We start from the raw sequence: 23,431 nt of genomic DNA on the forward strand, positions 1-23,431 counted from the left end.
AAGACCACTCCTGAGCCAACCCCACCCGTTCACAAAAAATGATCGCCGATGTATAAAGCAGGAGAAGAATGGCAATCATATCGACTAGCAACGGCGAGAGCTGTTGCAGGCAACCGCGGAGAAGACTTAGGTTTCCCCATAAGCTCTTCCTCCGGTTTCTCCTCTCCCAGTGCTTGTCGTGAGAACGGCGAGCGAAAACCCGCGTATACCCGGACGCGGGTTTTTCTTTTTTCCAGACATTCTTGGCTCGCTCGGCACGCATACTAGGTTTTGAAGGAGTGATCCTCATGATGTCGACCGAACTGATGCGGTTGAGATGCATTCAGCAGTCGGTGCACCGGCTTGAGATCGCTTGCGGTGAACTTGAAGTTCTCTCGAAAGGATTGCTTCAAGGTCCGCCAGAGTTGCAACACCTTGGGATTCGTCTTCAGCAATCGCTTCGAGCGCTGGAAACAGAACTGCAAACGATCGGAGATGTGATCCACCACGGAAACGCCCCGCCGCTTTCCCAAGAACAGCTGAACTTAGGCTCGCTCGTGCAAGAAGCGCTCAATGAAATCAGCCAGATCTGAGCGCACAGACGATGGAGGTGAGCAGGATGGAGTTTACGTTATCCCCAGCACTCGTGGCGATCCTCGCTTCGCTGATCTTCGTTGGAATCATTCTGTTCCAATTTTTCATCATGATCTTGATGCCACCAAAAGATGACCATAAGAGATGATACGACAAAAAAGCTGAGGGCTATTCCCTCAGCTTTTCTTTCAAGTTGGTAAGGATCGCCGCAAGCTCCGCACGGGTTAGCGGATTGGCCGGCCGATAGGTGCCATCCTCATAGCCATGAATCAGCCCGAGCTCTGCCGCCTGTCTGATAAACGGCTCTGCCCACAGCACATCTTTCAGGTCGAGAAAGCTGCCATCCGGTTCCTGAGCAGGCGGGGTCGCTGGCAGTTGCGCCATCCCCTGCCACAAGCTGACGATCTGCTGTCCGTACGCAGTGCCTGGGACCGCCCACTTTCCGTTCAGTTGCTCCCACGTCGGTGCAACGCCGCGCAAGCCTGCCTGCTCCAAGATCCCAAATCTCGGATCGACCACTTTCGCCCCAGCGGGCAAAGGCATTTGCGTGGCATAGCCGTAGAGATGCTGAATCTGCGCTTCAATGCCGAGCGCAGGTGTCGCAAAGGTCGCGCCTTGGACATCGGAGCGCACAGCCCCGAGGCCCGCGAAATTGTTTTGATAGGGTCGCACCGTCCCCGTAAACTGCCAATACCCAGTCTCATGGATCGACTGGGCGAACGCGAGATCCCCTCGCACGCCATACTTTGCTCCGATGTCGAGATAGAGCGAGGAGTAGTCTGGTGCATCCGGATTGACATTTCGCAAAAATTGGCGCATCTGGTATGCCGAAACCTGCGCAGTGCCCATGATCGGTGTTGCCACAAGTCCACCTCCGCTTCTCATCACAAATGAAAAGGGTTACAGGTTGGCATGTCTGGACTCAGACTCTCCACTTTTTCGCTTCAAGTGTTGCATCTTCACGATCAGCATATCCAGTTCCTGACTGACGCGCAGCACATTCGGGTGCAAAAAATCACCTCGGTAACTGTCGACCGTTTCGTTCAGTTTTTGCCGAAGTGTCTCGATCTGCCCTGAGATACAGTTCATCACCAAACACCCTTACCCTTCTGATGGCTGTTTTCCACTAGTGTACGTCGCTCGCGTGGATTTCTTGCTACCGTCCACAATATTTTCCATAAGTACAATATAAATCATATTTCCATTTTCGGTAAGGGTCTAAAGTGGTAAAAATGACGATCCTGAGTAGGATCGTCATTTTCACATCTGCCGCTCCGCCAAATCGATCATTCGTTTGGACACCGCATCGGTGATCACCTGATCTTTTAGCAGCTTGGGAGACTTTTCATAAGGAGAAGTGCCAATTCCGATCTCCTTGGCAATCTCATAGCGAAAGCGCTGCATCGCTTCTGCTGTGCCGCGCACACAGGTCGGTCTCTTTTTGCTCACCGCTGCCATCCCCTTCGCATTGTTGATCTCCGCTTAGGTTGAGCGCAAGCGGTCGATCCTATTCGGTCAATCTCCCGCCCGCTCAAGCAACACTTTCTCCTGTTTGAGATACTCGACCAGTTGCGAGTAGTTCGGCAGCGTCCAAAATTCGGGAGAGCGAATACAGCTCTGCACTTCATCGCGCGCCACCTGCATAATTTTTGCATCATGCAGCAGATCGCCAATCTTAAAATCGGGAATCCCGCTTTGTCGAACGCCAAAAAATTCGCCTGGGCCGCGCAATTCGAGATCTTTCTCCGCCAGCACGAAGCCGTTTTGCGTCGCCACCATCGCCTTCATCCGCTCTTCGCCCGCTTCAGTATCCGGCTTGGACATCAGGATGCAGGTGGAAGCATGTTCCCCCCGACCGACACGCCCGCGCAGCTGATGCAGCTGGGCGAGGCCAAATCGCTCCGCGTTGTACACCATCATCACCGTCGTGTTGGGCACATTTACGCCGACCTCGATGACAGTTGTCGAGACGAGCACCTGAATCTCGTTGTCGACAAAGCGCCGCATCACATCTTCTTTTTCGGTTGGCCGCAACTTGCCGTGCATCAGACCGACCTGAAATCCGGCAAACCAATCCTTTAGCATCTCATAGAGATCGGTGGCGTTGACGACCCCTTCGATCTTTTCCGATTCTTCCACCAGCGGGCAGACGACATATGCTTGCCTTCCTTTTGCCAGCTCGCTGCGAACAAAGCGCAGCGAGCGCTCCTCTTTGTCAGGCGTGATCCAAAAAGTCTGAATCGGCTTGCGTCCAGCCGGCAACTCATCGACCAACGACACGTCGAGATCGCCGAAGATCGACATGGCGAGCGTCCGCGGAATCGGGGTCGCCGACATGAAGAGAACATCGGGCGCATGCCCTTTCTGCCGAAAGATCGAGCGCTGTTCGACACCGAAGCGGTGTTGCTCGTCGGTGATGACCACAGATAGCGAATGAAAGCGCACCCCTTCTTCGAGCAGCGCATGCGTCCCGATGATCACATTCGCTGCTCCCGCTTCGATCTCGGCCAAGACTTCCTTGCGCTCCTTGTCCTTTTGCGAGCCGACGAGCAGCGCACACTTCACTCCGAGCGGTTCGAGCAGTTCAGCAGCCGCTCGAAAGTGCTGTTCTGCCAAGATCTCGGTCGGCACGAGAATCGCACCTTGATGACCGGACAGAAACGCGATATAGGCGGCTAAAAAGGCGAGCACCGTCTTCCCTGAGCCGACATCCCCCTGCACCAAGCGGTTCATCGGCGTTTTGCCGCGCATATCCTGCACGATCTCCTGAGCAACCCGACGCTGGGCGCCTGTCATCGCAAAGGGCAGCGTTTCCGCAAACTGTGCCAACGCCTCCTCTGTGACATCGTGCGCCACACCGGGCTGTTCGTGGCGATGGACCCAGCGAAAAGCTTGGAGCTTCAGCTGAAACAGGAAAAACTCCTCGAAGATCAATCGGCGTCGCGCCTGATGCAGCGTGTCGCTCGTATGGGGGAAATGGATCTCGCGAATCGCCTCTAAGCGGTCGATCAAGCGATACTTTTGACGCAGCTGCAGCGGGATCAGTTCGGGGATCTCCCCTCCGTATGTCTTCACGCTCTGGGCGATCAGGTTGCGCAAGAGCTTGGGCGTGATGTCAGCCTTCACGTTGTAGACTGGAACGATGCGATCGCTGTGCACCGTCTCCCCCGCTACGACAAAATCATGCGTCGCCACCGTGATCGAGCGGCGGTTCGCATCGTACTTGCCGGTGATCGTCACCTTGCGCCCTGGCTTCAGTTGATCTTTCACATAGGGCTGATTGAACCAAACGGCGTGCAGACGGCGATAATCTTCGGTCACCACAGGCGCGATCGTCGTCGAGGCGCGACGCCCTCTGTACTTGACGCCCGCAGCACCATCCACCGTGACGCGAACGGTGACACGACTTCCATGCACCAGCTCTCGGCCAGGCTGTGCATTTCGATCCTCATATCGAAATGGGTAGTAGGTGATCAGATCGAGGAGGGTGGAAATGCCAAGAAGCCCCAGCGTCCGAAGTCGCTGGGGGCCTACACCTGGCAAGACGCTGACCGGAGTGGTCCCCAAGGTCACGCTTCGTTCAACTCATTTCCATAGATCTGCTGCTCGATCTTGCGAGCGGTCGGCGTGTCGGCCAGACCGCCCATCGCCGTCTCACGAAGCTCGACCGGCATCACTTTGCCGATGTTGTACATCGCCATGATCACCTCATCTGGAGGAATCACGCTGCGCACACCCGCCAGCGCCATGTCAGCGCCGGCCAGCGCCAACACCGAACCAAACCCATTTCGAATGATGCAAGGGACTTCGACAAGACCGGCGACCGGATCGCAGACGAGGCCGAGCACATTTTTCAGCGCCAAGCCGGCCGCTTGGATCGCCTGCGCAGGAGATCCTCCCGCAAGCTCCACCGCAGCGGCGGCCGCCATCGCGGTCGCCGACCCGACTTCCGCCTGACAGCCCCCGCCCGCTCCAGAGATCGAAGCGTTGTTCGCAACCACATATCCGACCGCTGCTGCGGTGAACATGCCGAGCACCAACTGCTCTTTTTCCAGCCCCAACGATCCGCTCAAAGAGGACAGAACGCCCGGCAGGATGCCGCAGGAGCCTGCTGTCGGCGTCGCGACCACCAGCCCCATCGCCGCGTTGACCTCCGACGTGGAGAGCGCCATCGCCACCGCTTCGGTCGCCTGTTTGCCGAGCAATGTCTTGCCCTGTTGCGCATATTCGTAGACGCGCTTCGCATCGCCGCCCGTAAGCCCGGAGAACGACTTGATGTCCTCCTTCAGCCCGCGCTGCACAGACGCCATCATCACGTCAAACGATTCTGTCATCTGCGCGACGACCTTCTCCCGCGTTTCGCCCGTCTCGCGCACATGCTCTTCGATCATGATCTCATAGATCGGCTTGCTTTCCTTTTCTGCCAGCTCGATAAGTTCTGCTAAGTTGTTAAATCTCACGATGCATTCCTCCTAGGAAGGGGTGATGATCGAGACATCATGCACCGCTTCCAAAGCTACGATCTCTTGTACTGCCTCTTGAGACGGCCGTTCGTCCATCCCGATCACCATCAGGGCTTCACGGCCGCGGCCGCGCCGCGCCACTTCCATCGCCGAGATGTTCAATTGGTATTTGGACAGAATCGCCGTGACCGCCGCGACGACACCAAACTGATCCACGTGTGGAATCACGAGCGTCGGATAGGCGGCGGTGATCTTTACTTTGAACTGGTTGATCTCTAAGATTTCGATCGCGCCGCCGCCGATCGAGCATCCCATCAGTTCGAAAGCACGCTCCCCTTGCGTCAAGCGGATGCGCACCGTGTTCGGATGCAGGTCTGGATTCGGCTTGCCCATCCGAAACAGCACTTCCATCCCCACCTCTTCTGCGATCTTTAGCGAGCGGGGAATCCGCGAATCGTGCGTTTCAAAATCGAGCAATCCGGCCACCAGCGCAACATCTGTACCATGTCCTTTGTACGTTTTTGCAAAAGAGCCGAACAGCATGATCTCAGCCCGCTCCGGCTGTGCGCCACAGATCGAACGAGCGCTCCGGCCGAGGCGCGCAGCACCTGCGGTGTGCGAGCTGGACGGCCCGATCATCACCGGTCCGATGATGTCAAACGAATGGCGAAAAGAAGACATATCGACTCTCCTCCCTGCCCGATAAAAACGCCCTGCCGAAAATGTACGACAGGACGGATTCTTTCTGGGCTGATGCGATCTATCACTCTACAGAGAAAATGTAGGAATACAGCGGTTGCCCGCCATAGTGCAATTCGAATTCGCAGTGGTCAAACTGATTTTGAGCGTCCGCAAGCAGTTGTGCCGCCTGTTCGCTCGTCACACCTTCACCGAAGAAGATCGTGACCACTTCGCTCTCGTCCTCTATCATTTTCTCAAGCAACGAGATTGCAGTCAAATCCAATTCTTTTCCAAGCGTGACAACTTTCCCTTCCTGCATGCCCATGAAATCACCCTCTTTGATTTCGAGGTCCTGGAAGTTCGAGTCGCGAACCGCTTGGGTGATCTGACCCGATTTCACGCGCGAAATCCCTACGCGCATGTTCTCGACATTCCCCTCAAGGTCGAGGCCGGCATCAAACGAGATCGCCGCCGCAATTCCCTGCGGAATCGTCTTGGTCGGAATGACGGTCACCGCGTCGCCGAGCACCGTTTTCGCCTGCTCTGCCGCCATGATGATATTCGAGTTGTTCGGCAGGATGAACACGTGCTCCGCATGAAGCGCTTTCACCGAGTTGACGATGTCTTCCGTGCTCGGGTTCATCGTCTGTCCACCTTCGATGATTCCTTCTGCTCCGAGCGAGCGGAACACTTCGGTCAGCCCTTCGCCTACGGTCACGGTGACGATCGCGTACGGCTTCTTCTGCGCGCTGGTCGGAAGATCCGCTTGCAGGTCGTCTGTCGCCTCCGCCACGGTCCCCGCGTCCATCAGCTTCAGGTCATGATGCTGCTCGGTCATGTTGTCGATCTTGATCCGCGTCAGCTCGCCAAACTCCTGCGCTTGGTCGAGAACTCGACCCGGCTTCAATGCGTGGATGTGCACCTTTACGATGTCGTCCGCCGCCACGACGAGCAGCGAATCGCCGAGTGGGATCAGCGCATCGCGCACTTTCACCTCGGTCGCTTTCTCATCTTCGCTCGCAAGCGGCAGGCGAATGATAAACTCTGTACAATATCCATATTCGCTCTCACCATCTCCGTGTGCAGCAGCCGGAGTCAAAACTTTTGCCGTCATGCCGCCCGCAGGAGCAGTGCCGACCGAGACGCTCTCACCTTTGATCGCAGCCAGCCAACCGTGGTAGATGTAGAGCAAGCCTTGTCCACCCGAGTCGACGACGCCCGCTTGCCGCAGGACCGGCAGCAGGTCTGGCGTGCGCTCCAGCGAGCGCTCCGCTTCGTACAACACCGCTTCCATGACCGACTGGATCGTCGCGTTGCGATCTTTGGCCGCGTTTTGCGCAGCTTGTGCCGCATCTTTGGACACGGTGAGGATCGTGCCTTCCACAGGCTTGACCACAGCGGAGTAGGCGGTGGTCACCCCGTTTTGAAATGCATCCGCAAATTCCTTCGGATCCACTTCCGCCTTTTTCGCAACTCCTTTTGCGAAGCCGCGGAACAGCTGTGACAAGATCACGCCCGAGTTGCCGCGCGCTCCCATCAAAAGCCCTGTTGAAACCGCTTCCGCGATGCGGTAGAGCGGCTGATCTATGTATCGTTTCAACTCATTGACACCTGACGTCATCGACAGGTTCATGTTCGTTCCCGTGTCGCCATCAGGAACCGGAAATACATTCAGAGCATTGACCCGGTCCATGTTTTGTTCGAGGCTCGCATGACCTTGCAAAACCATTTGCACGAACAAAGCACCGTTTAAGACCTGACTCATGAAGATGGAAACCTCCTTTTACCTCTCCCCGGTCACGCGAACGCCTTGAACGATCACATTGACCTTTTCTACTTTCAGCCCTAAGAAGTGCTCCAGCGTGTATTTCACTTTGTCCATGACATTGTGTGCGACTTCAGAAATTCGAGTTCCGTAGCTTACGATGATATACATATCTACGATCACATCATCATTTTGTATACGAACATCCACGCCGCGTGCCAGATTCTCCCGACCGAGCAGTTCGCTGATGCTGTCTTTGACCTGTTTGCGGGACGCCATGCCGACGAGACCGTAGCAATCAAGCGCTGCATAGCCAGCTACAGTGGCAATCACGTTCTCATCGAATGTAATCGTACCCAGTTCATTGCGAATGTCTTTTGGCATGATGACACACCCCCTGTAGTTCTCGAACAGTAGCACCTTAAAGTTTACTACATTCTAACCTTGAAAGTAAACTCAGGATTGCTAAGGAGAGCTAAGGTTTGTTCAACAAACTGACCCTCGCTTCGCTCTCCCGCAAATTGTTAGCGACTTGCTGATCAACGCTTGCAAAGTCGGACGGGCGTGTGATAAGATAATTGAGTATTTGCGACCTATCGCTCTTATTCTCGCGATGTGTCTCGGGACTATGTTGTTAAGGAGGTGCACGCTCGTGGCTAAACGTTGCGAAATCTGTGGGAAAGACCCGAAAACGGGTAACCAAGTATCCCACTCCCATATCCTGACCAAACGCCGTTGGCTCCCGAACATTCAAAAAGTTCGCGCGAACATCAATGGCTCTGTAAAGCGTATCAATGTTTGCACCCGCTGCCTGAAGGCTGGCAAAGTAAAGCGCGCGATCTAACATTCGCCCGCTTTCCGCAATCATTGCAAATAAAAAAGCACCTCGCGAGGTGCTTTTTTATTTTACTTTTCCTTTGATCGGGAGCGTGACACCTGTTCAAACAACGTCTTTTCCGTTGTTGCCCCGTCTCGTTTGAGTGCGATGGATAAGGAAACAGATATCATCCTGCGACATGGCGCGTTGCCCATACTGTTAGCTGCTTTGTTAGCAACGCAGTTAGTGATGACATGCTATGAAATGCATGATTGTTGAAAGCAAAAAAGACCCCGCTCAAGCGAACGGGGTCTTTTTCATGTTGCTCTCATTATAGGAAGCAGAAAGCCTATGAACTCTCCTAGAAGGAACTTCTCGATCATTCGCAGAGTCTTCATTTGCTATTCTTTCGGCTCTGCCTGTTCCTCCAACTCGAAACGAAATTGACGCTCCTTGTCAGTAGCTGCCTAAGCGAGGTCTTTGGGCTACTGAATTTTTCCACTTTGAACTGATCAAGATCCATTCCCGCGCCGTGCATGTCCCAGATGATCGTCTCAGTTGCTGGATCGATCCGGTACAGGTAGCGAGCGAAATTGTCAGCGTGCTCGCCGTATTGGAGTTGTAGCATTCCTACCGTCTCTGGCACTCGTTCTGCCAGCGCAAAATAGGCGGCGAAGTCCTGCTCGATCGTGGTTTCAACCACATTGCCTGAACGCTCGCCCGTGTCCACCAGTACGTTGCCTATTGCTTTATCGTAGTAGATTTTCCGCCCGATTTGCATCGCTCTTCTCCTCCCTTTATTCGTAGGCGTACCAAGTGACACTTGTATTCGAAAAGGCAATGTACGTCTCAAAGCCATCATTAAAAATAGTCCAGTAATTTGATTGCCAGATCCCCGGACTGAAACCTGGAGACGAATCTGCCCTCCCAAACGCCCAATTGAGGTTGATATTTTTCATCACCCAGCCTGTACCAGACTCATAATACGAAACTGGAAAATCAGTATGAGGGTGATACACTTTCCGGTAGTATTCTTGTCCTCCTCTCCAGAACAGTATTAGTAAGGATGGTTTGAACATAAGCCCCCTTACAGTAATAATGTTAGTTGATGAGCTCGTCACTGTTCCGCTCGCCCACCTCTTCCCCGTTACAATCCCCCCCACCCCCGCCGCCAACTCAGCGAAACTGTGAGGCGCACTCCCTGGTACTGTCCCTCCTTTGGCGTTGATCGCAGCGGCAACCTGTGCTTTGCCATCAACGCCATGCGTAAAAACCTCTGTTAGTGCACCCTCCACATCGGTCGAGATAAAATGCCCGCCCGCATCCTCGATGTGAATCGCACTTGCCTTATGTGCACCAGTCGCCCGACCAGCGTGCTCATCGACCTTCACCTGAGCACCTGCTGGTGTCTCCGCGCCGATCTGCTCAGAAGTCAGCGCATCCAATCGCTGGTGGGACTCCTCAATCTCGCCCTCGATCCGATTCATGTCCTGCTCAGTCACCACTTCATCATGCTGCCAGTCGGTTTTGCTCTGGTATGACATGCAATCTTACACCTCCTAGATTTTATGGCGTTCAACTTTGCTCGGAATGCTGATGACAATCTAAAAAGCCCATCACATGAGTGATGAGCTTCTATCCAGTGTCTGCCATTCAGTTTTGCTTCAGCCATCTCCTTGAGGACTGCCGGCTGACTTCCTTGATATCATATTACTTTGTCTTAAGAGTCCAGAACTCTGAAGTGACTCCTATTTTTCTCGGGCGACCAGTGAACGATGTGCTCGTCTCTCCTCTGCGATCCGCTAAGCCATCCCCATCTTTTGTAGTTTTTGACCCATTTCTTAACCATTTTGTGGTCGGGGATCTGCAGCTCATTTGCGACCGATTTATAGCCCATTCTTTTACATCTTTACCGCAATGAACTTGATTTCCCGTGAGTACGTTTTCCGTTTCCTCGCTGTCTTTCCAAAAGAAAATCCCCCTTGTGTAGTAACAGTAAGCGGACTTGCTTCCTACAGTCTACACAAGAGGGATCGTTCGAGCGGGGTCTTTTATATGCTGTTCTCTTGATTAGGAAGAGACGTACCTCTTCCTAACTGAATCTGATGTGCCGTCATCGAAACGCACCGATCGATGCTGGTCTATGCCTCGCATGAGTTTAATGTCTCCAGGTTCAGTTCCATGAGATCGCATCCACCTGCTGCCATGTGTCCGCTGACTCTACTTGTGCTTTTAGTTTTTGATACTGACGGATGTTTGTGCGCTTGTGTTGCTCCGCTTCTGCACAAACGGCTAGGAACTGTTTCATGGAATGGTCGACCTCTCCCTCATCCTCGGTCTGCCACGTCACATCCCCGTCAGTCGTACCCGCAACAAGCAAGAGCATCTGCTGTGTGAAGTTTGTCTGATCGTGTACACCGAAGGAATAAAAATGACCAGTCGTCGCGGAAGAAAAGCCTCGCAAGATCGTGGCTTCGCATGCCTCGTTCAACTGGCCAATTTTTGCTTTTTTGATCCATTCGAGTGGCGTGACTGTCAAGTCCAGATCTCTGTATCGCTGGTCAGCTGTCAACTTTCGAAGGTTATCGATCTCATTCTCAAGTTCCCTAATATGATCTTCTGGTGAAACATATGGTACATAGTCGGGATTTTTGTAGAACAAGCCCGTTGCTGAATCATAGCAGTATTCTTGCGGCTTGATCTCAGCAGCATGTACTTCATCTAACGTATAGGCGTTGTAGTCCTGAGCAGGTGAGTAAATACTATCTCCCTCTACTAGATAGCCAAAAGACAGACTTTGAATTTCTGCACCTTTTGCAATTACTACTTTAGTTTCCTTGGCGATTAAAACCATCATGTTACCCATCTCCTCTCTAAATGATTGGTTCTTTCATGAAAATATCAGTATCAGACAATGCCACACCGATTTGGATACCCCTAGAGTCGGTTGTGATTAATCCGTTTGTGTCATAATAGTAAGTTTCACCTGCACTTAAGGTACTGTGATTAGACGAAATCCCTTGCACTGTGACGGTGTTTGAGGTCAGACATACACCAATTGGCTTTCCGTAGAATCCCTCAACGTACAAATGTTTTGGCGTATTTCCAGGAGGCGGAAGATAGAACAACCTTACTTTCTTCCGATTTCCTTCGAATTTGTCAGGTAGGCAAGGCATGATTTGCTGAATATCTTCACTTGCCGCGAGTGTGACTGCCGGTGATGTTGCATACGGCAAAGGGGAGACGGCAGGATCATACCTGATGTTCCAACCTTTCAGTTTCGTCCCGCTTCTTGTGACAAGCATTCTATCGTTTCCGTAGCACGCGACAAAATAGCCAACGTCACCACTCACACCCAATGAGGTTGTGTTGTTTATCGGGTGCTCATTTGTTTTGCCTGAAACGGCCCCCGAATCATCAAAGGTCACTTTTGCAACCTTAGCCGAGTATTGGTAGTAATACAAAATCCCCGTCTTCTTGTCGATTGGCTGATAATCGAAGCCAAAAGGTCGGTTCGGCTGAGCTTGTGTAAATGGTTGACTCTGTGCAGATGGAAAGGTGATTGTATCATTCAAAGGGTTATAGATCACGCTTCCGACATATAACGAACCTGTGGAGCTGCCTGAATGGTACCCCCCGTATGCCCAAAAAAAGTTTCCGTCCATGTGTTCCCGCACAATGAGATAGTAAGGATCTAGACCTGTGGTTGCGCTTGTAGGCGTCCCCAAAGTTGGCGATCCGCTATCCGGGACTGTTACTACCATGCCACGTAAGTTGCTACCGTGAATGAAAGTAAGTAAGATTTTCCCATCACCAAGGTTGTTTACATTTGGAAAACTCGAAGTCGCCGTCGCGTCATATAATAGTCCTGTGGATTGAGAAACCAAAGAAAGATCATTAGGGTCGTCAGAGATGTTATAAATCTTGTGATAAATTGTAGTCCCTAACGTGTACACAATCATAAGCTTCGTAGCACTCACCATGCACATTGACATATCCATACCAACAGAAGCAGAAGAAACGATGTTATATTTTGTCGACAGTGTTGTTGTGCTGTCATTGTTGAATCGAATCATGACAAAGCTTAGGTAGTTGCTATTCAGAGTGTCTGCGTACAGAAGCCCGTATCGCTTCGCGTCAATTTGAATGATTTTGTGCCACAAACCAGTCACGCCGATTAAAGGATTTGTCACAACCCCCGCTTGATCAGTAGGTAACGAATTCGCCATATCTTTCAATGGCAAATCGGCCAAAGTTCCGTCATTAAGAACTTGCGCGACACGTTGAGGAGTTGCGACCCCTTTTACAAACTCCTTTATTAAGCCTTGGTTGTTTGTGGATCTATTGCCGTATCCCATAAGGTTCAAAAAAGTTCCCACGTTCATTCCTATACCTCCCGCCATAAAGGAAACTTCACATTCGGATCATGAATCAGCTCTAAGTTTTTGGTTTTTATCACAACCTCACCCGTTTCATCGTATTCTTTGACCATCAGGCGTTGATATTTCCCATTAGTGTCGGGGTTAGACTGGACAGCCTTCTGATAAAGCTTGCCGTCAGCTCGCCGCAACTCTACCGTGCAGAACAGCCCTTGTATAGCGTCGTAGTCATCACGGAACGCATCAAATGGGTCGACTCTAATGGCGCCAATCTGTTCGCAAGTTACTCCGTGCGGGTTGTCTGTCCGATTTGCGTGCGCATTTACCTTCGCCTGCACGCCGGTGGGCGTTTCCGCTCCGATCTGCTCGGGTGTAACTCCGTGCGGGTTGTCTGTCCGACTCGCGTGAGAGTTAACCTTCTCCTGCGCCTCAACGATTCCACCCTCGATACGGTTCAAGTCATGTTCAGTTACCACGTCATCATATTTCCAGTTAGTTTTACTTTGGTAAGGCATGTATCTTACACCTCCTTGATTTTTCCGACTGTCTCAAATGACCTATGGTCATTGATTCACGATCTTTTCTTCCCTCCTTTCGCCTTTGTTCGAAAAACCGATGGCAAACAAAAAAGCTCATCACATAAGTGAAGAGCCTCTACCAGATGTCTGCCATTCAGTTGTGTCTGCCATCACCTTGAAGATTGTCGGCTGACTTTCTTGGTACCATATTACCTTGTCAAGAGCGGTCAAATCTCCGAAGAAACTCCTATGTGACTCCAGATGAACTCCAAGAGTGTCACCTTGGAGTGATGCTGATCCTTAACCCCTACATATATCGATCGACCTTGTTCCCTTATCTGGTCTTCAATCAAAGACCACCATTCCTGTTCGCCGGCATACCGACCTCTGCCCAATCCTCAAATATATCGAACGACGTGCCAGCCACCGGTAGCTGGCACTCGATTGCTTCTTGCAGCACGTATCATATACAAATCGCGAAACTCAACACTCATCACATCGAGCAGGAGATGGATGAGACGATACGAAATAGGCTTGTGTTTCATCGGCCAGACTTTATCTGAAGTTGCTCTCCAGAGCTCTCAGAAAGGCTGTGAGACAAATGTTAATACATGAAAATCTGTGCGATCTTGTAGAGCTTCCTCGGACTGCTAAAACAGAACTCGTAATCATGTCTCCAAAAGAGATGTTATCTTACTTGAAATCCGTCTCATTCGAGGGATTATAGGACAGTCATGTAAAAGAGCTTGGGCATCACGAGAAAAATGTCGAAGAAATTTGGAGCAAATACAGGCTTCAGGGTGTCGGAGCTATGCGCAAAGACATCTCCACTATTGAGAAAATATCAAGAGAAAGGCCGAAAATACCGAGGTGTACTTGAACTTGGCGACTCTATCCTTTGGAACCGGAGCGCGCCGTGGAGAGCTTTTAGTGCTTTCCGTCAGTCAGTTGTCCGAAGCATTCAAGGCCCGCCCGTCGTTCAGGAATCGCTAAAGAGCGATTCGACCAGGCGAACCATCACGATCCATGAAAATGAAATCCGTGTTTTGCAGCGACAAATCAAGCTACGGAACAAGCAAAAAATCAAACTCGGCGCTCGTCACCGAGATAAAGGCCCGGTATTTGTAGCGCCAGACGGTCGCCCAATGGGGCAAACTGGTGTGTCACTCTGGTTCCGAAAGAGTTCGTAGCTTTTGGACGACCGGATTTTTCGCTGCATGACACCAGACATACTCACGCATCATTGCTGATCAAGGCCGGCGTACCGATCACCCGCGTAGCAACGAGACTAGGTCATGCTAACCCTTCTATAACGCTCAGCACCTACACTCACTTTCTGCAAGATCGGAAAAAAGTAGCGAGTGACAAATGGGGCGAAATATTACAAAACGCATCGATTTAGAGTCAATGGTTAGCAAAATGTTAGCAAGGCAGCTCACTTAGAGAAAAAAACCCTTTTCTACCAAGGGTTTTTTTCAACAGTTTACTTTTCCCTCTGGAATGCATTTAACATCGCTTTGACGATTCCGCCGAGGAAGCGAGGCAACTTTATCGTGTAAAATCGCAAAGTGACCCCCCCTTGTTATTAGTTCAGCCTGCGCGCTTTCAATCCTTGAACAGGAGCCATCCGGTCCAGATCAGGGAAAGGCCGATCAGAGATACCCACATTTCAGGCGGGAGGTAACGAGCGGTCAGATACAGCCCGCATCCAGCAATCGCAATCCCGACGCCTCGCTTCGCCCCCATTCTCAAACTGCGCCTGCGGTATCCGATCAAAGTTGAGCCACCCTCTCCTCGCCCGCCTAGACTTTCGCCCATGTTTCGACGGTACGGTATTATATATATTCGTATGAGTTCTATTTGTGCAACAAAAAACGGCCACCCCGTCGCATGTTACACAGCGTGGGAGTGACCGTTAACCGCCCTCCCGTTAGTACATCCTATGCCGTGAAAAAGGCTTTAGACGTGAGGACAGGCGCGATTTTCAGTTCAAAGCTACTTCAGCCCCGAATGTTGCGAATGGCAGCGCCGCGATCGGGCGCATTGTATACCGCATTGCCAGCGACCAACACGTTCGCCCCCGCTTCGCGCACCAAGCGAGAAGTCTCCTGATTGATCCCGCCATCCACTTCGATCTCAACATGGTGCAGATCCATCGCATCGAGCTTGCGGCGCAGTTCGCTGATCTTTTCCAGAACGTTCGGAATGAACTTCTGCCCGCCAAAGCCCGGGTTGACCGTCATCAGCAACACCATGTCCAGATCGGTCAGCACATGCTCGATCATCGAGACGGGCGTATGCGGGTTGAGCGCGACAGACGCTTTGACACCGTGGGAACGGATCAATTGCAAAGTCCGATGCAGATGACGAGTCGCTTCCACATGCACGGTGATGATGTCCGCGCCCGCCTGGACAAAGCTCGGAATGTAACGATCCGGGTCTTCGATCATCAAATGCACGTCAAGCGGCAGTTTCGTGTGCGGCTTGATCGCTTCGACAACCAGCGGCCCGATCGTGATGTTTGGCACGAAGTGGCCGTCCATCACATCGACGTGAATCAAATCGGCCCCAAGCTCTTCCACCGAGCGAATCTCCTCCCCCAACTTCGAAAAGTCGGCAGAGAGGATCGACGGTGCTATTTTGATCTCCATGCGGTTAGTACCTCCGTTCTTTTGCCTCTTTTACCTCTGCCAAAAACTCCAGATAGTGCTGATAGCGGTCTCCGTTCATTCGCCCCGCCTGCACTGCCTCACGCACCGCACAACCGTCCTCGCGCTCATGCAGGCAACCTCTGTACTTGCACGCTTGCGACAGCTCCCAGACATCGCGAAAACACTGCTGGAGAATCTGCGGCTCCATACCGGCAAATTCGAGGGTGGCAAAGCCCGGCGTGTCGATGACATACGTCTCCTCAAAGATGCGAAAGATCTCCGAGTGACGCGTCGTATGTCGCCCGCGCCCAAGCTTTTGCGAAATTTCCCCGATCGTCAGGTTGAGCCCTGGCACAAGCGTGTTGAGCAGCGTCGATTTGCCGACCCCAGAGTTGCCTGCCAGGGCGGACAGCTTGCCGCGAAGCAGCGAACGAACCTCTTCGACACCTCTGCCCGTCCGCGTGGAGACAACTGCTGTCAGATAGCCCATCTCCCGGTACGGATGCAACCAAGCTTCCGCCTGCTCGATGTCTTCCATCAAGTCCACCTTGGTCAACACGATCACCGCATCCAAGCTCTCGCGCTCCACCTGTACGATCATGCGATCGAGCAGCTTGGAGTTGAAATCTGGCTCTCTGCTGGAGAAGGTCAGCACGCATTGGTCGATGTTGGCGATCGGCGGGCGAACCAGTTCGTTTTGGCGAGGAAAGAGCTCTTCGACCACCCCTTCTTCACTGCCGATCGGCGTGAAGTTCACCCGGTCGCCGACCAGAGGTGTGATCCCTTGCTTTTTGAAGACGCCGCGCGCTCTGCACCTGCGCACGACATCTTCCGATTGCACGTAATAAAACCCTGAAATTGCTTTGGTGATGATTCCTTCCGGCATATGGCCACCGTAACCTTTCGAAAATTCAAGATTAATCTTCGTACGATACGGGAATCGTCCTTTCTTCTTTACCGTCCAAGTACACTTTGATCGACGCCAGCTCACCCTTCTTGACGGTCAGCTCCACGCGAAACGTTTTGTCAGATTCGATCGTTTCATCCACGACGACTGCGCTGCCCTGAGCATCGTTGCGCACGATCTTCACCTTTTTCTTCTCGCCTTCTTCGATCGGGATCTGCACATCGTACGACTTCTTCTTCGGCTCATCCTTTTGACCTTTCGATACGACGAGCGAGATCGTCTCCCCTTTGGCAAGCTCTGTGCCAGGCGTGTAGGAAGGCGAGGTGGCGATCACTTTGCCCTCCGCGACATCGTTTGAGAACTGCGTGATCACTTCCCCGACGGTGAAGCCGGCCGAAGTGAGCCTTGCTTTTGCATCGGCGAGCGAGATGTCGACCAGTTGCGGGACTTTCACCTTTTCGATCGCTTTGACGAGCGTCAGCGTTACTTTCGTATCTTTGTTGACCATCACGCCGGTCTCCGGATTTTGCGCGAGGACAGAGCCTGCCGTCTTGTTCTTGTCCTCTTGCTCTTTAAAGGTGACGTTGTCAGCGCCGATTCCGACCTGCTTGAGCTTCTCCAGCGCCTTCTCTTTGCTGAGGTCGGTGACAGTTGGCATCTCCACCTGCTCCGCCCCCTTGGAGACGGTCAGCGTCACTTCGCGGTTGGCCTTGATCGTCTTGCCACCGTACTGGTCCTGCTTGACCACAGTTCCAGCCGGTTTCTCCGCATCAAATTCCTCTTCTTTGTTGATGTTGTTTATATCCAAGCCTGCGTTGAGCAGATCCTTGACCGCATCATCGTACGACTTTCCGACGACGTCGGGCATCGTCACGTCCTTTTCACCCATGTAGTTGGTGACGAGCGTGTACGCGGTGACCGCACCGACGCCGAGGAGCAGGAAGATTGCAAACAGCCAGATCACCGGCCGCCAAAAGTTTTTCTTCTTTTTCGTTCCGTCCGCTTCCTCCGCTTGTGGGACTTTGGTCGGTTCGCCGCTCACAGGAGCCTCTTTCGCTTCCTGCGGTTGCCCGGCGGCCGGGATCGTTTTGTTGCTGCGCAGCCCGACGGCTGGCATCTGGATCGTGCTCTGTTCATCGAAGAGCGGAGCGGTAAACTTCGCCACATTCGGATAGAGCAACGCCTTCTCCAGATCGCGCCCCATCTCCCGCGCGCTCTGATAGCGAACGCCAGGATCTTTGGCGAGCGACTTCAAAATGATGTTCTCAACCGACTGCGGCAAGGCGGGATTGATCTGACGCGGCTCGACAAAATGGTCTTGCAGATGTTTGAGCGCGACGGAGATCGGCGTTTCCCCCGAGAAGGGAAGCTCACCGGTCAGCATCTCATAGAGCACGACCCCGAGCGAATAGATGTCCGACTTGACATCGGTGATGCCGCCTCTCGCCTGTTCCGGTGAGAAATAGTGGACAGATCCCAGCACAGAGCCTTCCTGCGTGATCGTGTTGGAGGTGATCGCGCGGGCGATGCCAAAGTCGGTCACCTTCACCCGACCATCCTTGCCGATCAGGATGTTGTGCGGCTTGATATCCCGGTGGACGATATTGTTCTCATGCGCGTGTCCGAGCGCCGAGCAGATCTGTTTGGAGATGTCGATCGCTTCGGCCACCGGAAGCGGAGCGCGGTCTTGAATCACCTCTTTGAGCGTCAGACCGTCGACAAACTCCATGACAATATAATAGTCCGCCCCCTCTTGCCCAACATCATAGATGTTGACCACGTTTGGATGCGAGAGGGAAGCTGCCGCCTGCGCTTCCCGCCGAAAGCGGCGAACAAAATCTTCATCTGTCGAAAATTGCGCATGGAGCACTTTGATCGAGACGTGGCGGTTGAGCAACGTGTCCAACGCCCGATAGACCACGGCCATTCCGCCGCCGCCGATCCGTTCGATCACTTCGTAACGATCACCAAGGTTTCGTCCGATCAACGCGCCTCACCTCGCTCCGACAGATTATGTAAGGCTACAGCGGTGATGTTGTCGTGACCTCCGGCTGCCAGCGCGCGATCGATCAGCGCATCGACCTTCGCTTCCAGCTGATCGCTTCCCGACAAAATGTCTGACAAAACGTCCGATTGCACCATGTTGGTCAGACCGTCCGAACAGATCAGCAGAATATCGCCTTCTGCCCACGTCCGATGATGAAGGTCTGCCTGCACCGTCTCATCGGTGCCGACCGCACGCGTCACAATGTTTCGCTGCGGATGAGCGCTCGCCTCTTCCTCTGTGAGCTGCCCATTTTTAAACAGCTCGTTGACCAGCGTATGGTCGTCGGTCAGCTGCACCAACTCACCCTGTTGAAAAAGGTACGCTCTGCTGTCACCGATGTGGCCGAGATAGAACTCCCGCTCATCAAACAGCGCCACAACGAGCGTTGTCCCCATTCCGCTCAGTCCAGACGAAGTGGAAGCGCGCTCGTGCACGATGCGGTTTGCCACCTGCATCGCGTCGACGAGCAGATCGGAAACATCGTTTGTTTCCGCCTCGAATGATGAATTTTTAAGCTGGGTTAAAACCGTTTCAATCGCCAGAGAACTTGCCACCTCACCCGCAAGATGACCGCCCATTCCGTCTGCTACAACTGCTACGCCGTACGGACGCAGACCTGCCTCCACCGCATAGCTGTCTTCGTTGAGTTGACGAACGAGCCCAATGTGAGTTCTCGCCGCATACTGCATCTCCATCACCTCAGATTTTCCCCTGCTCCGCACGCAACTGTCCGCAGGCAGCAGCGATATCGTGTCCCTTCTCTCTTCTGACCGTCGCATTTACACCCAGACGGTTCAACTCGTTGACAAACGCGCGAATTTGATCTTTGGGCGTGCGCGTGTAGTTTCGCTCTGGCACATAGTTGACCGGGATCAGATTGACGTGGCAATCGATGTTTGCCAACAAATCAGCCAGCTCGCGAGCATGTGCCAGATCATCATTTTTCCCGCCGACGAGAGCATACTCGAACGATACGCGACGTCCAGTTTCTGCGATGTAATAGCGGCAGGCGTCGAGCAGCTCGGCGATGCCCCAGCGCCTGTTGATCGGCATCAGGGCTGATCGGATCTCATCTCGCGTCGCATGCAAGGAGATCGCAAGCGTGATCTGCCGCTTTTCATCTGCCAAGCGCTTGATCGCCGGCACCAGACCTGATGTGGAGATCGTGATGTGGCGCGCTCCGATCTTCAATCCGTTTTGATCGTTGGCGATGTCGATAAAGCGCATCGATTCGTCATAGTTTTCCATCGGTTCGCCCGAACCCATCAGCACGACTGAGGAGACGCGCTCCCCTTTCGCTTCTTGATCGAGGAAGCGCTGGACGTTCAGCAGCTGTTCCACCACCTCGCCACCGGTCAGATTGCGGACCAATCCGCCCAGCGTGGAGGCACAAAATGTGCAACCCATCCGACAGCCGACCTGTGTGGACACACAGACCGAGTTTCCGTAATCGTGTCGCATCAGCACCGTCTCGATCGTCGAGCCATCGTACAGCTCCCACAACCATTTGATCGTGCCGTCCGTCGAAACTTGGCGCGTCACTTCCCGCATCGTATCGATCGTCGCAATCTCCGCTAGCTGCTCACGAAACTTTTGCGGCAGATTGGTCATGTCGGCGATGTTATTGACGCGGTCCTGATACAGCCAAGTGAAGATCTGCTTGCCGCGAAATTTCGGCTGCCCGATGCTCTGCACCCATTTTTCCATCTCATCGTATTTCAATTGCAACAGATGCACGCGTTTTCCAGCATCCGAATCTGTTTGCTTGTCGTCGATCAGTTTGATCGTTTCCATGGTGTTCACCTACTTTCGGCGTAAGCGTGCGATAAAAAATCCATCGCTGTCAAATTGTTGCGGCATCAGTTGCACGGCGCACCCGTCGACGATCGCCCCGTGCACAGTTGCGGGAAGATGCTCGGCGATCGAGTCAGCCTCGAAGTCGGGATGAGCGGCGAGAAAGCTCCGCACCACTTCGATGTTCTCTTCCGGCATGATCGTGCAGGTGGAATAGACGAGCACCCCGCCTGAGCGAAGCGCTTTGGCGACCGTGTTCAGCAGGTCGCGCTGCAAGGAGGCGATCTCGTGAATATCCTCCGGGAATTTCCTCCACTTCAAGTCTGGTTTGCGCTTGATCACGCCAAGCCCGCTGCAAGGAGCATCGAGCAAGATGCGGTCGAACGTGCCCGCCTCTGTCACCACGCGGCGGATGTCGCCCGCCCAGGTGCGAATCGACGTAAGCCCGAGGCGAGCGGCGACGTTTTCGATCAGCTCGATCTTATGATCGTGCACATCGACTGCGACCACTTCCCCTTCGTCACCCATCAGCTCGGCGAGATGGGTGGTCTTGCCGCCCGGCGCCGCACAGCAGTCGAGGATTCGCTCTCTTGGCTGCGGATCGAGCGCCTGCGCGACCAGCATCGAGCTTTCATCTTGAACGGTGCAACGGCCCGCTTGAAAGGCTGGCAATCGGGTGACATCGAGCCCCTCGTGCAAGATGATTCCAAATGGTGTGACCGGCGATGGGTGTGCGGCGATCTCCTGCTCTTGCAACTCCTGAAGCAACTCCGCGCGGGTGAGCCGGTGCGAATTGACCCGGAGGCTGAGCGCTGGTCGCTCGTTGTTCGCTTCGCAGAGCGCTTCCGTCTCCTCGCGGCCAAACGCCCGCTCCCAGCTCTTCACCATCCACTCCGGATGGGAGTGTTGCAAGGCGGTATGGCGCACCCAACTCTTCTCTTTCGAAGGGAGCTTCACCTGCTGTTGGTTGCGCAAGACTCCGCGCAACACGCCGTTGACAAATCCGCTCGCTTTGCGACCTCGGCGCTTGGCGATCTCCACCGCTTCGTTGATCGCAGCAAACGCAGGGATTCGCTCCAAAAAATACAGCTGGTAGGCGGTCAGACGAAGCAGGTTGCGCACCCAGGGCTCCAGTTTGTGCAGCGGTGTTTTGAGCGCGGGTGCTAAATAATAGTCGAGCGTGTTGAGCCGCCCCACCGTGCCGTACACCAGCTCGGTGGTCAACCCGACATCACGCGCGCTGAGCCTCGCCCGCTTCAAGGCGTTCGCCAGTGCCAAGTTGCTATAGGCGCCTCTCTCCTCGATGGCGAGCAGCACGTCCAAAGCGATATCTCTTGCTGTCTGAGCCAATGAACCTATTCCTCCCGTTCCCCAAATCTTGTGCCCGGTTCAAGCTTCACGCCCCGCAGATACTCGGAGGCGAGCATGCGGCGTTTGCCTGCAGGCTGAATTTCCAACAGCGCCAATCTGCCGCTGCCACACTGCACGATGATCGCATCGTCTGTCGCTTTCAAAACGGTGCCAGGCAGGGCGGTCGGTGCAGATTCTTCCTCATCAATCCTAGCTTGCCATATCTTCATCACTTTATGAGCAACCGTTGTAAATGCAACAGGCCATGCGTTTAGTCCGCGCACTTGATTGTAGAGCGTCCGCGCATCGCGGCTCCAATCGATGCGCTCATCATCGCGAGAGATGTTGGGCGAGTAGGTGACCAACGACTCGTCCTGCTGCGTTTCAGTATGCGTACCGGCTGCGATGCTGGGCAGCGTTTCGATCAGCAGCTTCGAGCCTGCCGCCGCCAGCTTGTCGTGCAGAGAGGAGACGGTGTCCACCTCATCGATCGGCACGACCACCTGTGAAATCATGTCGCCCGCGTCGAGCGCTTGCACCATCCGCATGATCGTGACGCCAGAGTTGGCATCGCCTTCAAGGATCGCACGGTGGATCGGAGCGCCGCCGCGCCAGCGCGGCAACAGCGATGCATGCACGTTGATGCAGCCGAGTCGAGGCATGTCCAAGAGCGCTTTTGGCAAGATCTGCCCGTATGCTGCGGTGATCAGCAGATCGGCGTCATACGCTCTTAGCGCCTGCAGCGACTCTTCGGTGCGCACCTTTTCCGGTTGGAGCACCGGAAGGTTGTGACGAAGCGCCGCCACCTTGACCGGCGGAGGCGTCAGTTCTCCCTTGCGCCCTTTCGGTCGATCTGGCTGGGTGACGACCGCTGCGACCTGATATCCGCTTTCGATCAACGCTTCCAGACACGGTACCGCAAAATCTGGCGTTCCCATAAACAAGATTTTCATCCCGGTCACCTCCTTCAACGTTTTTTCCCGTTTCGATTGTTGTTCACAGCACCTGCCGGGAGCAGGCGGTCGGTGAACAAGATGCCGTCGAGATGGTCGATCTCATGGAGCAGACAGCGTGCGAGCAGCCCTTCGCCCACGACGGTAAACTCCTCACCGTCGCGGTTGAGCGCTTTGACCTCCACGCGGTTGGCGCGCATCACTTCGCCCGATTTCCCGGGCATCGACAGACAGCCTTCCGGGCCGACCTGCGATCCTGCTTCCGAGATGACCTCCGGGTTGACAAGCTCGATCAGACCTTCCCCCACATCGACGACGATGCAGCGCTTCAGGATGCCGATCTGCGGAGCGGCAAGCCCGACCCCATTCCCGGCATCATACATCGTATCCGCGAGGTCGGTCAGCAATTTTTGTATATGTGAATTCACTTCCGGCACTGGTTTGGCGACCTGGCGCAACACCGGGTCTCCTTCCAAACGGATGATTTTAATCGCCATTTAGACAGTCTCCCTCCTTGACCCAAAAGAAAAGAA

27 protein-coding genes are annotated in these 23,431 nt (G+C 53.8%); 4 read left to right on the top strand and 23 right to left on the bottom strand.

From position 1 onward, the window contains the following. Positions 1–287: 287 nt before the first annotated feature. Positions 288–572 carry a hypothetical protein gene (locus ACFSOY_RS15785; protein ID WP_386048208.1) on the top strand — a complete coding sequence of 95 codons (285 nt, stop codon included), beginning with the start codon at positions 288–290 and terminating at the stop codon, positions 570–572. Positions 573–598: 26 nt separating this feature from the next. Then, on the top strand, positions 599–721 hold the full coding sequence (locus ACFSOY_RS15790) for a hypothetical protein (protein WP_386048210.1): 123 nt from the start codon (positions 599–601) through the stop codon (positions 719–721). Positions 722–741: 20 nt separating this feature from the next. On the opposite strand, the gene ACFSOY_RS15795 is transcribed toward ACFSOY_RS15790, so the two are convergent. The 8 genes from ACFSOY_RS15795 to ACFSOY_RS15830 form a co-directional block, all read right to left on the bottom strand. Next, positions 742–1,437, bottom strand: a complete 696-nt coding sequence (locus ACFSOY_RS15795) for an S-layer homology domain-containing protein (RefSeq protein WP_386048212.1) — start codon at positions 1,435–1,437, stop codon at positions 742–744. A 36-nt stretch (positions 1,438–1,473) separates the two neighbouring features. Further along, a complete protein-coding gene (locus ACFSOY_RS15800; protein WP_386048214.1) occupies positions 1,474–1,662 on the bottom strand; it encodes a Spo0E family sporulation regulatory protein-aspartic acid phosphatase in 189 nt (62 codons plus the stop codon). A gap of 171 nt (positions 1,663–1,833) precedes the next feature. Then, entirely contained in the window at positions 1,834–2,022 is a 189-nt protein-coding gene (locus ACFSOY_RS15805; RefSeq protein WP_386048216.1) for a small, acid-soluble spore protein, alpha/beta type, read from the bottom strand. Between the two features lie 66 nt (positions 2,023–2,088). Continuing rightward, positions 2,089–4,146, bottom strand: a complete 2,058-nt coding sequence (recG, locus tag ACFSOY_RS15810) for an ATP-dependent DNA helicase RecG (RefSeq protein WP_386048218.1) — start codon at positions 4,144–4,146, stop codon at positions 2,089–2,091. Then, positions 4,143–5,033, bottom strand: coding sequence for an L-serine ammonia-lyase, iron-sulfur-dependent, subunit alpha (gene sdaAA / locus ACFSOY_RS15815; RefSeq protein ID WP_386048220.1), 891 nt, complete (start codon positions 5,031–5,033; stop codon positions 4,143–4,145). The genes recG and sdaAA overlap by 4 nt, the downstream gene beginning before the upstream one ends. A gap of 12 nt (positions 5,034–5,045) precedes the next feature. Next, complete coding sequence (sdaAB, locus tag ACFSOY_RS15820) at positions 5,046–5,717, bottom strand: L-serine ammonia-lyase, iron-sulfur-dependent subunit beta (protein WP_386048222.1); 672 nt, start codon at positions 5,715–5,717, stop codon at positions 5,046–5,048. Positions 5,718–5,799: 82 nt separating this feature from the next. Beyond that, complete coding sequence (locus tag ACFSOY_RS15825; protein WP_386048224.1) at positions 5,800–7,482, bottom strand: DAK2 domain-containing protein; 1,683 nt, start codon at positions 7,480–7,482, stop codon at positions 5,800–5,802. An 18-nt stretch (positions 7,483–7,500) separates the two neighbouring features. Next, on the bottom strand, positions 7,501–7,866 hold the full coding sequence (locus ACFSOY_RS15830; protein ID WP_386048226.1) for an Asp23/Gls24 family envelope stress response protein: 366 nt from the start codon (positions 7,864–7,866) through the stop codon (positions 7,501–7,503). 268 nt (positions 7,867–8,134) lie between these two features. On the opposite strand from ACFSOY_RS15830, the gene rpmB reads away from it, so the two are divergent. Beyond that, complete coding sequence (rpmB, locus tag ACFSOY_RS15835) at positions 8,135–8,326, top strand: 50S ribosomal protein L28 (protein ID WP_386048227.1); 192 nt, start codon at positions 8,135–8,137, stop codon at positions 8,324–8,326. Positions 8,327–8,693: 367 nt separating this feature from the next. On the opposite strand, the gene ACFSOY_RS15840 is transcribed toward rpmB, so the two are convergent. The 5 genes from ACFSOY_RS15840 to ACFSOY_RS15860 all read right to left on the bottom strand — a co-directional run bounded on the left by ACFSOY_RS15840 (position 8,694) and on the right by ACFSOY_RS15860 (position 13,193). After that, positions 8,694–9,080 carry a hypothetical protein gene (locus ACFSOY_RS15840; protein WP_386048229.1) on the bottom strand — a complete coding sequence of 129 codons (387 nt, stop codon included), beginning with the start codon at positions 9,078–9,080 and terminating at the stop codon, positions 8,694–8,696. Between the two features lie 16 nt (positions 9,081–9,096). Then, entirely contained in the window at positions 9,097–9,843 is a 747-nt protein-coding gene (locus tag ACFSOY_RS15845; RefSeq protein ID WP_386048231.1) for a hypothetical protein, read from the bottom strand. Positions 9,844–10,472: 629 nt separating this feature from the next. Next, the gene (locus ACFSOY_RS15850; RefSeq protein WP_386048232.1) at positions 10,473–11,156 is read right to left on the bottom strand and encodes a DUF4376 domain-containing protein; all 684 of its coding nucleotides are present in this window, start codon (positions 11,154–11,156) and stop codon (positions 10,473–10,475) included. A gap of 16 nt (positions 11,157–11,172) precedes the next feature. Then, positions 11,173–12,684 carry a hypothetical protein gene (locus ACFSOY_RS15855; RefSeq protein WP_386048234.1) on the bottom strand — a complete coding sequence of 504 codons (1,512 nt, stop codon included), beginning with the start codon at positions 12,682–12,684 and terminating at the stop codon, positions 11,173–11,175. Positions 12,685–12,686: 2 nt separating this feature from the next. Beyond that, positions 12,687–13,193 carry a hypothetical protein gene (locus ACFSOY_RS15860; RefSeq protein ID WP_386048236.1) on the bottom strand — a complete coding sequence of 169 codons (507 nt, stop codon included), beginning with the start codon at positions 13,191–13,193 and terminating at the stop codon, positions 12,687–12,689. 1,216 nt (positions 13,194–14,409) lie between these two features. Here ACFSOY_RS15860 and ACFSOY_RS15865 point away from each other — a divergent pair. Then, positions 14,410–14,598 carry a tyrosine-type recombinase/integrase gene (locus ACFSOY_RS15865; RefSeq protein ID WP_386048371.1) on the top strand — a complete coding sequence of 63 codons (189 nt, stop codon included), beginning with the start codon at positions 14,410–14,412 and terminating at the stop codon, positions 14,596–14,598. An 81-nt stretch (positions 14,599–14,679) separates the two neighbouring features. Here the strand turns inward: ACFSOY_RS15865 and spoVM are convergent, their stop codons facing one another. The 10 genes from spoVM to def all read right to left on the bottom strand — a co-directional run bounded on the left by spoVM (position 14,680) and on the right by def (position 23,395). Beyond that, positions 14,680–14,763, bottom strand: a complete 84-nt coding sequence (gene spoVM / locus ACFSOY_RS15870) for a stage V sporulation protein SpoVM (protein WP_157729682.1) — start codon at positions 14,761–14,763, stop codon at positions 14,680–14,682. Positions 14,764–14,801: 38 nt separating this feature from the next. Beyond that, positions 14,802–14,972, bottom strand: a complete 171-nt coding sequence (locus ACFSOY_RS15875; protein ID WP_386048237.1) for a hypothetical protein — start codon at positions 14,970–14,972, stop codon at positions 14,802–14,804. A gap of 224 nt (positions 14,973–15,196) precedes the next feature. After that, positions 15,197–15,847 (bottom strand): ribulose-phosphate 3-epimerase, encoded by a 651-nt coding sequence (gene rpe / locus ACFSOY_RS15880; RefSeq protein WP_386048239.1) that lies wholly within the window; start codon positions 15,845–15,847, stop codon positions 15,197–15,199. A 4-nt stretch (positions 15,848–15,851) separates the two neighbouring features. Then, positions 15,852–16,733, bottom strand: coding sequence for a ribosome small subunit-dependent GTPase A (gene rsgA, locus ACFSOY_RS15885; RefSeq protein ID WP_386048241.1), 882 nt, complete (start codon positions 16,731–16,733; stop codon positions 15,852–15,854). Positions 16,734–16,764: 31 nt separating this feature from the next. Continuing rightward, positions 16,765–18,741 (bottom strand): Stk1 family PASTA domain-containing Ser/Thr kinase, encoded by a 1,977-nt coding sequence (pknB, locus tag ACFSOY_RS15890; protein ID WP_386048243.1) that lies wholly within the window; start codon positions 18,739–18,741, stop codon positions 16,765–16,767. Then, positions 18,738–19,496: a Stp1/IreP family PP2C-type Ser/Thr phosphatase gene (locus tag ACFSOY_RS15895; protein WP_386048373.1), complete on the bottom strand. Its 759-nt coding sequence runs from the start codon at positions 19,494–19,496 to the stop codon at positions 18,738–18,740. The genes pknB and ACFSOY_RS15895 overlap by 4 nt, the downstream gene beginning before the upstream one ends. Before the next feature lie 4 nt (positions 19,497–19,500). After that, positions 19,501–20,595 carry a dual-specificity RNA methyltransferase RlmN gene (gene rlmN / locus ACFSOY_RS15900; RefSeq protein ID WP_386048245.1) on the bottom strand — a complete coding sequence of 365 codons (1,095 nt, stop codon included), beginning with the start codon at positions 20,593–20,595 and terminating at the stop codon, positions 19,501–19,503. A 9-nt stretch (positions 20,596–20,604) separates the two neighbouring features. Continuing rightward, the gene (gene rsmB / locus ACFSOY_RS15905; protein WP_386048247.1) at positions 20,605–21,945 is read right to left on the bottom strand and encodes a 16S rRNA (cytosine(967)-C(5))-methyltransferase RsmB; all 1,341 of its coding nucleotides are present in this window, start codon (positions 21,943–21,945) and stop codon (positions 20,605–20,607) included. A gap of 5 nt (positions 21,946–21,950) precedes the next feature. Then, a complete protein-coding gene (fmt, locus tag ACFSOY_RS15910) occupies positions 21,951–22,898 on the bottom strand; it encodes a methionyl-tRNA formyltransferase (RefSeq protein ID WP_386048249.1) in 948 nt (315 codons plus the stop codon). Between the two features lie 14 nt (positions 22,899–22,912). Then, positions 22,913–23,395: a peptide deformylase gene (gene def, locus ACFSOY_RS15915; RefSeq protein WP_386048250.1), complete on the bottom strand. Its 483-nt coding sequence runs from the start codon at positions 23,393–23,395 to the stop codon at positions 22,913–22,915. Between the last annotated feature and the right edge of the window lie 36 nt (positions 23,396–23,431).

The sequence above is a fragment of the Tumebacillus lipolyticus genome (assembly GCF_042682745.1).
Lineage (GTDB): Bacteria > Bacillota > Bacilli > Tumebacillales > Tumebacillaceae > Tumebacillus_A > Tumebacillus_A lipolyticus.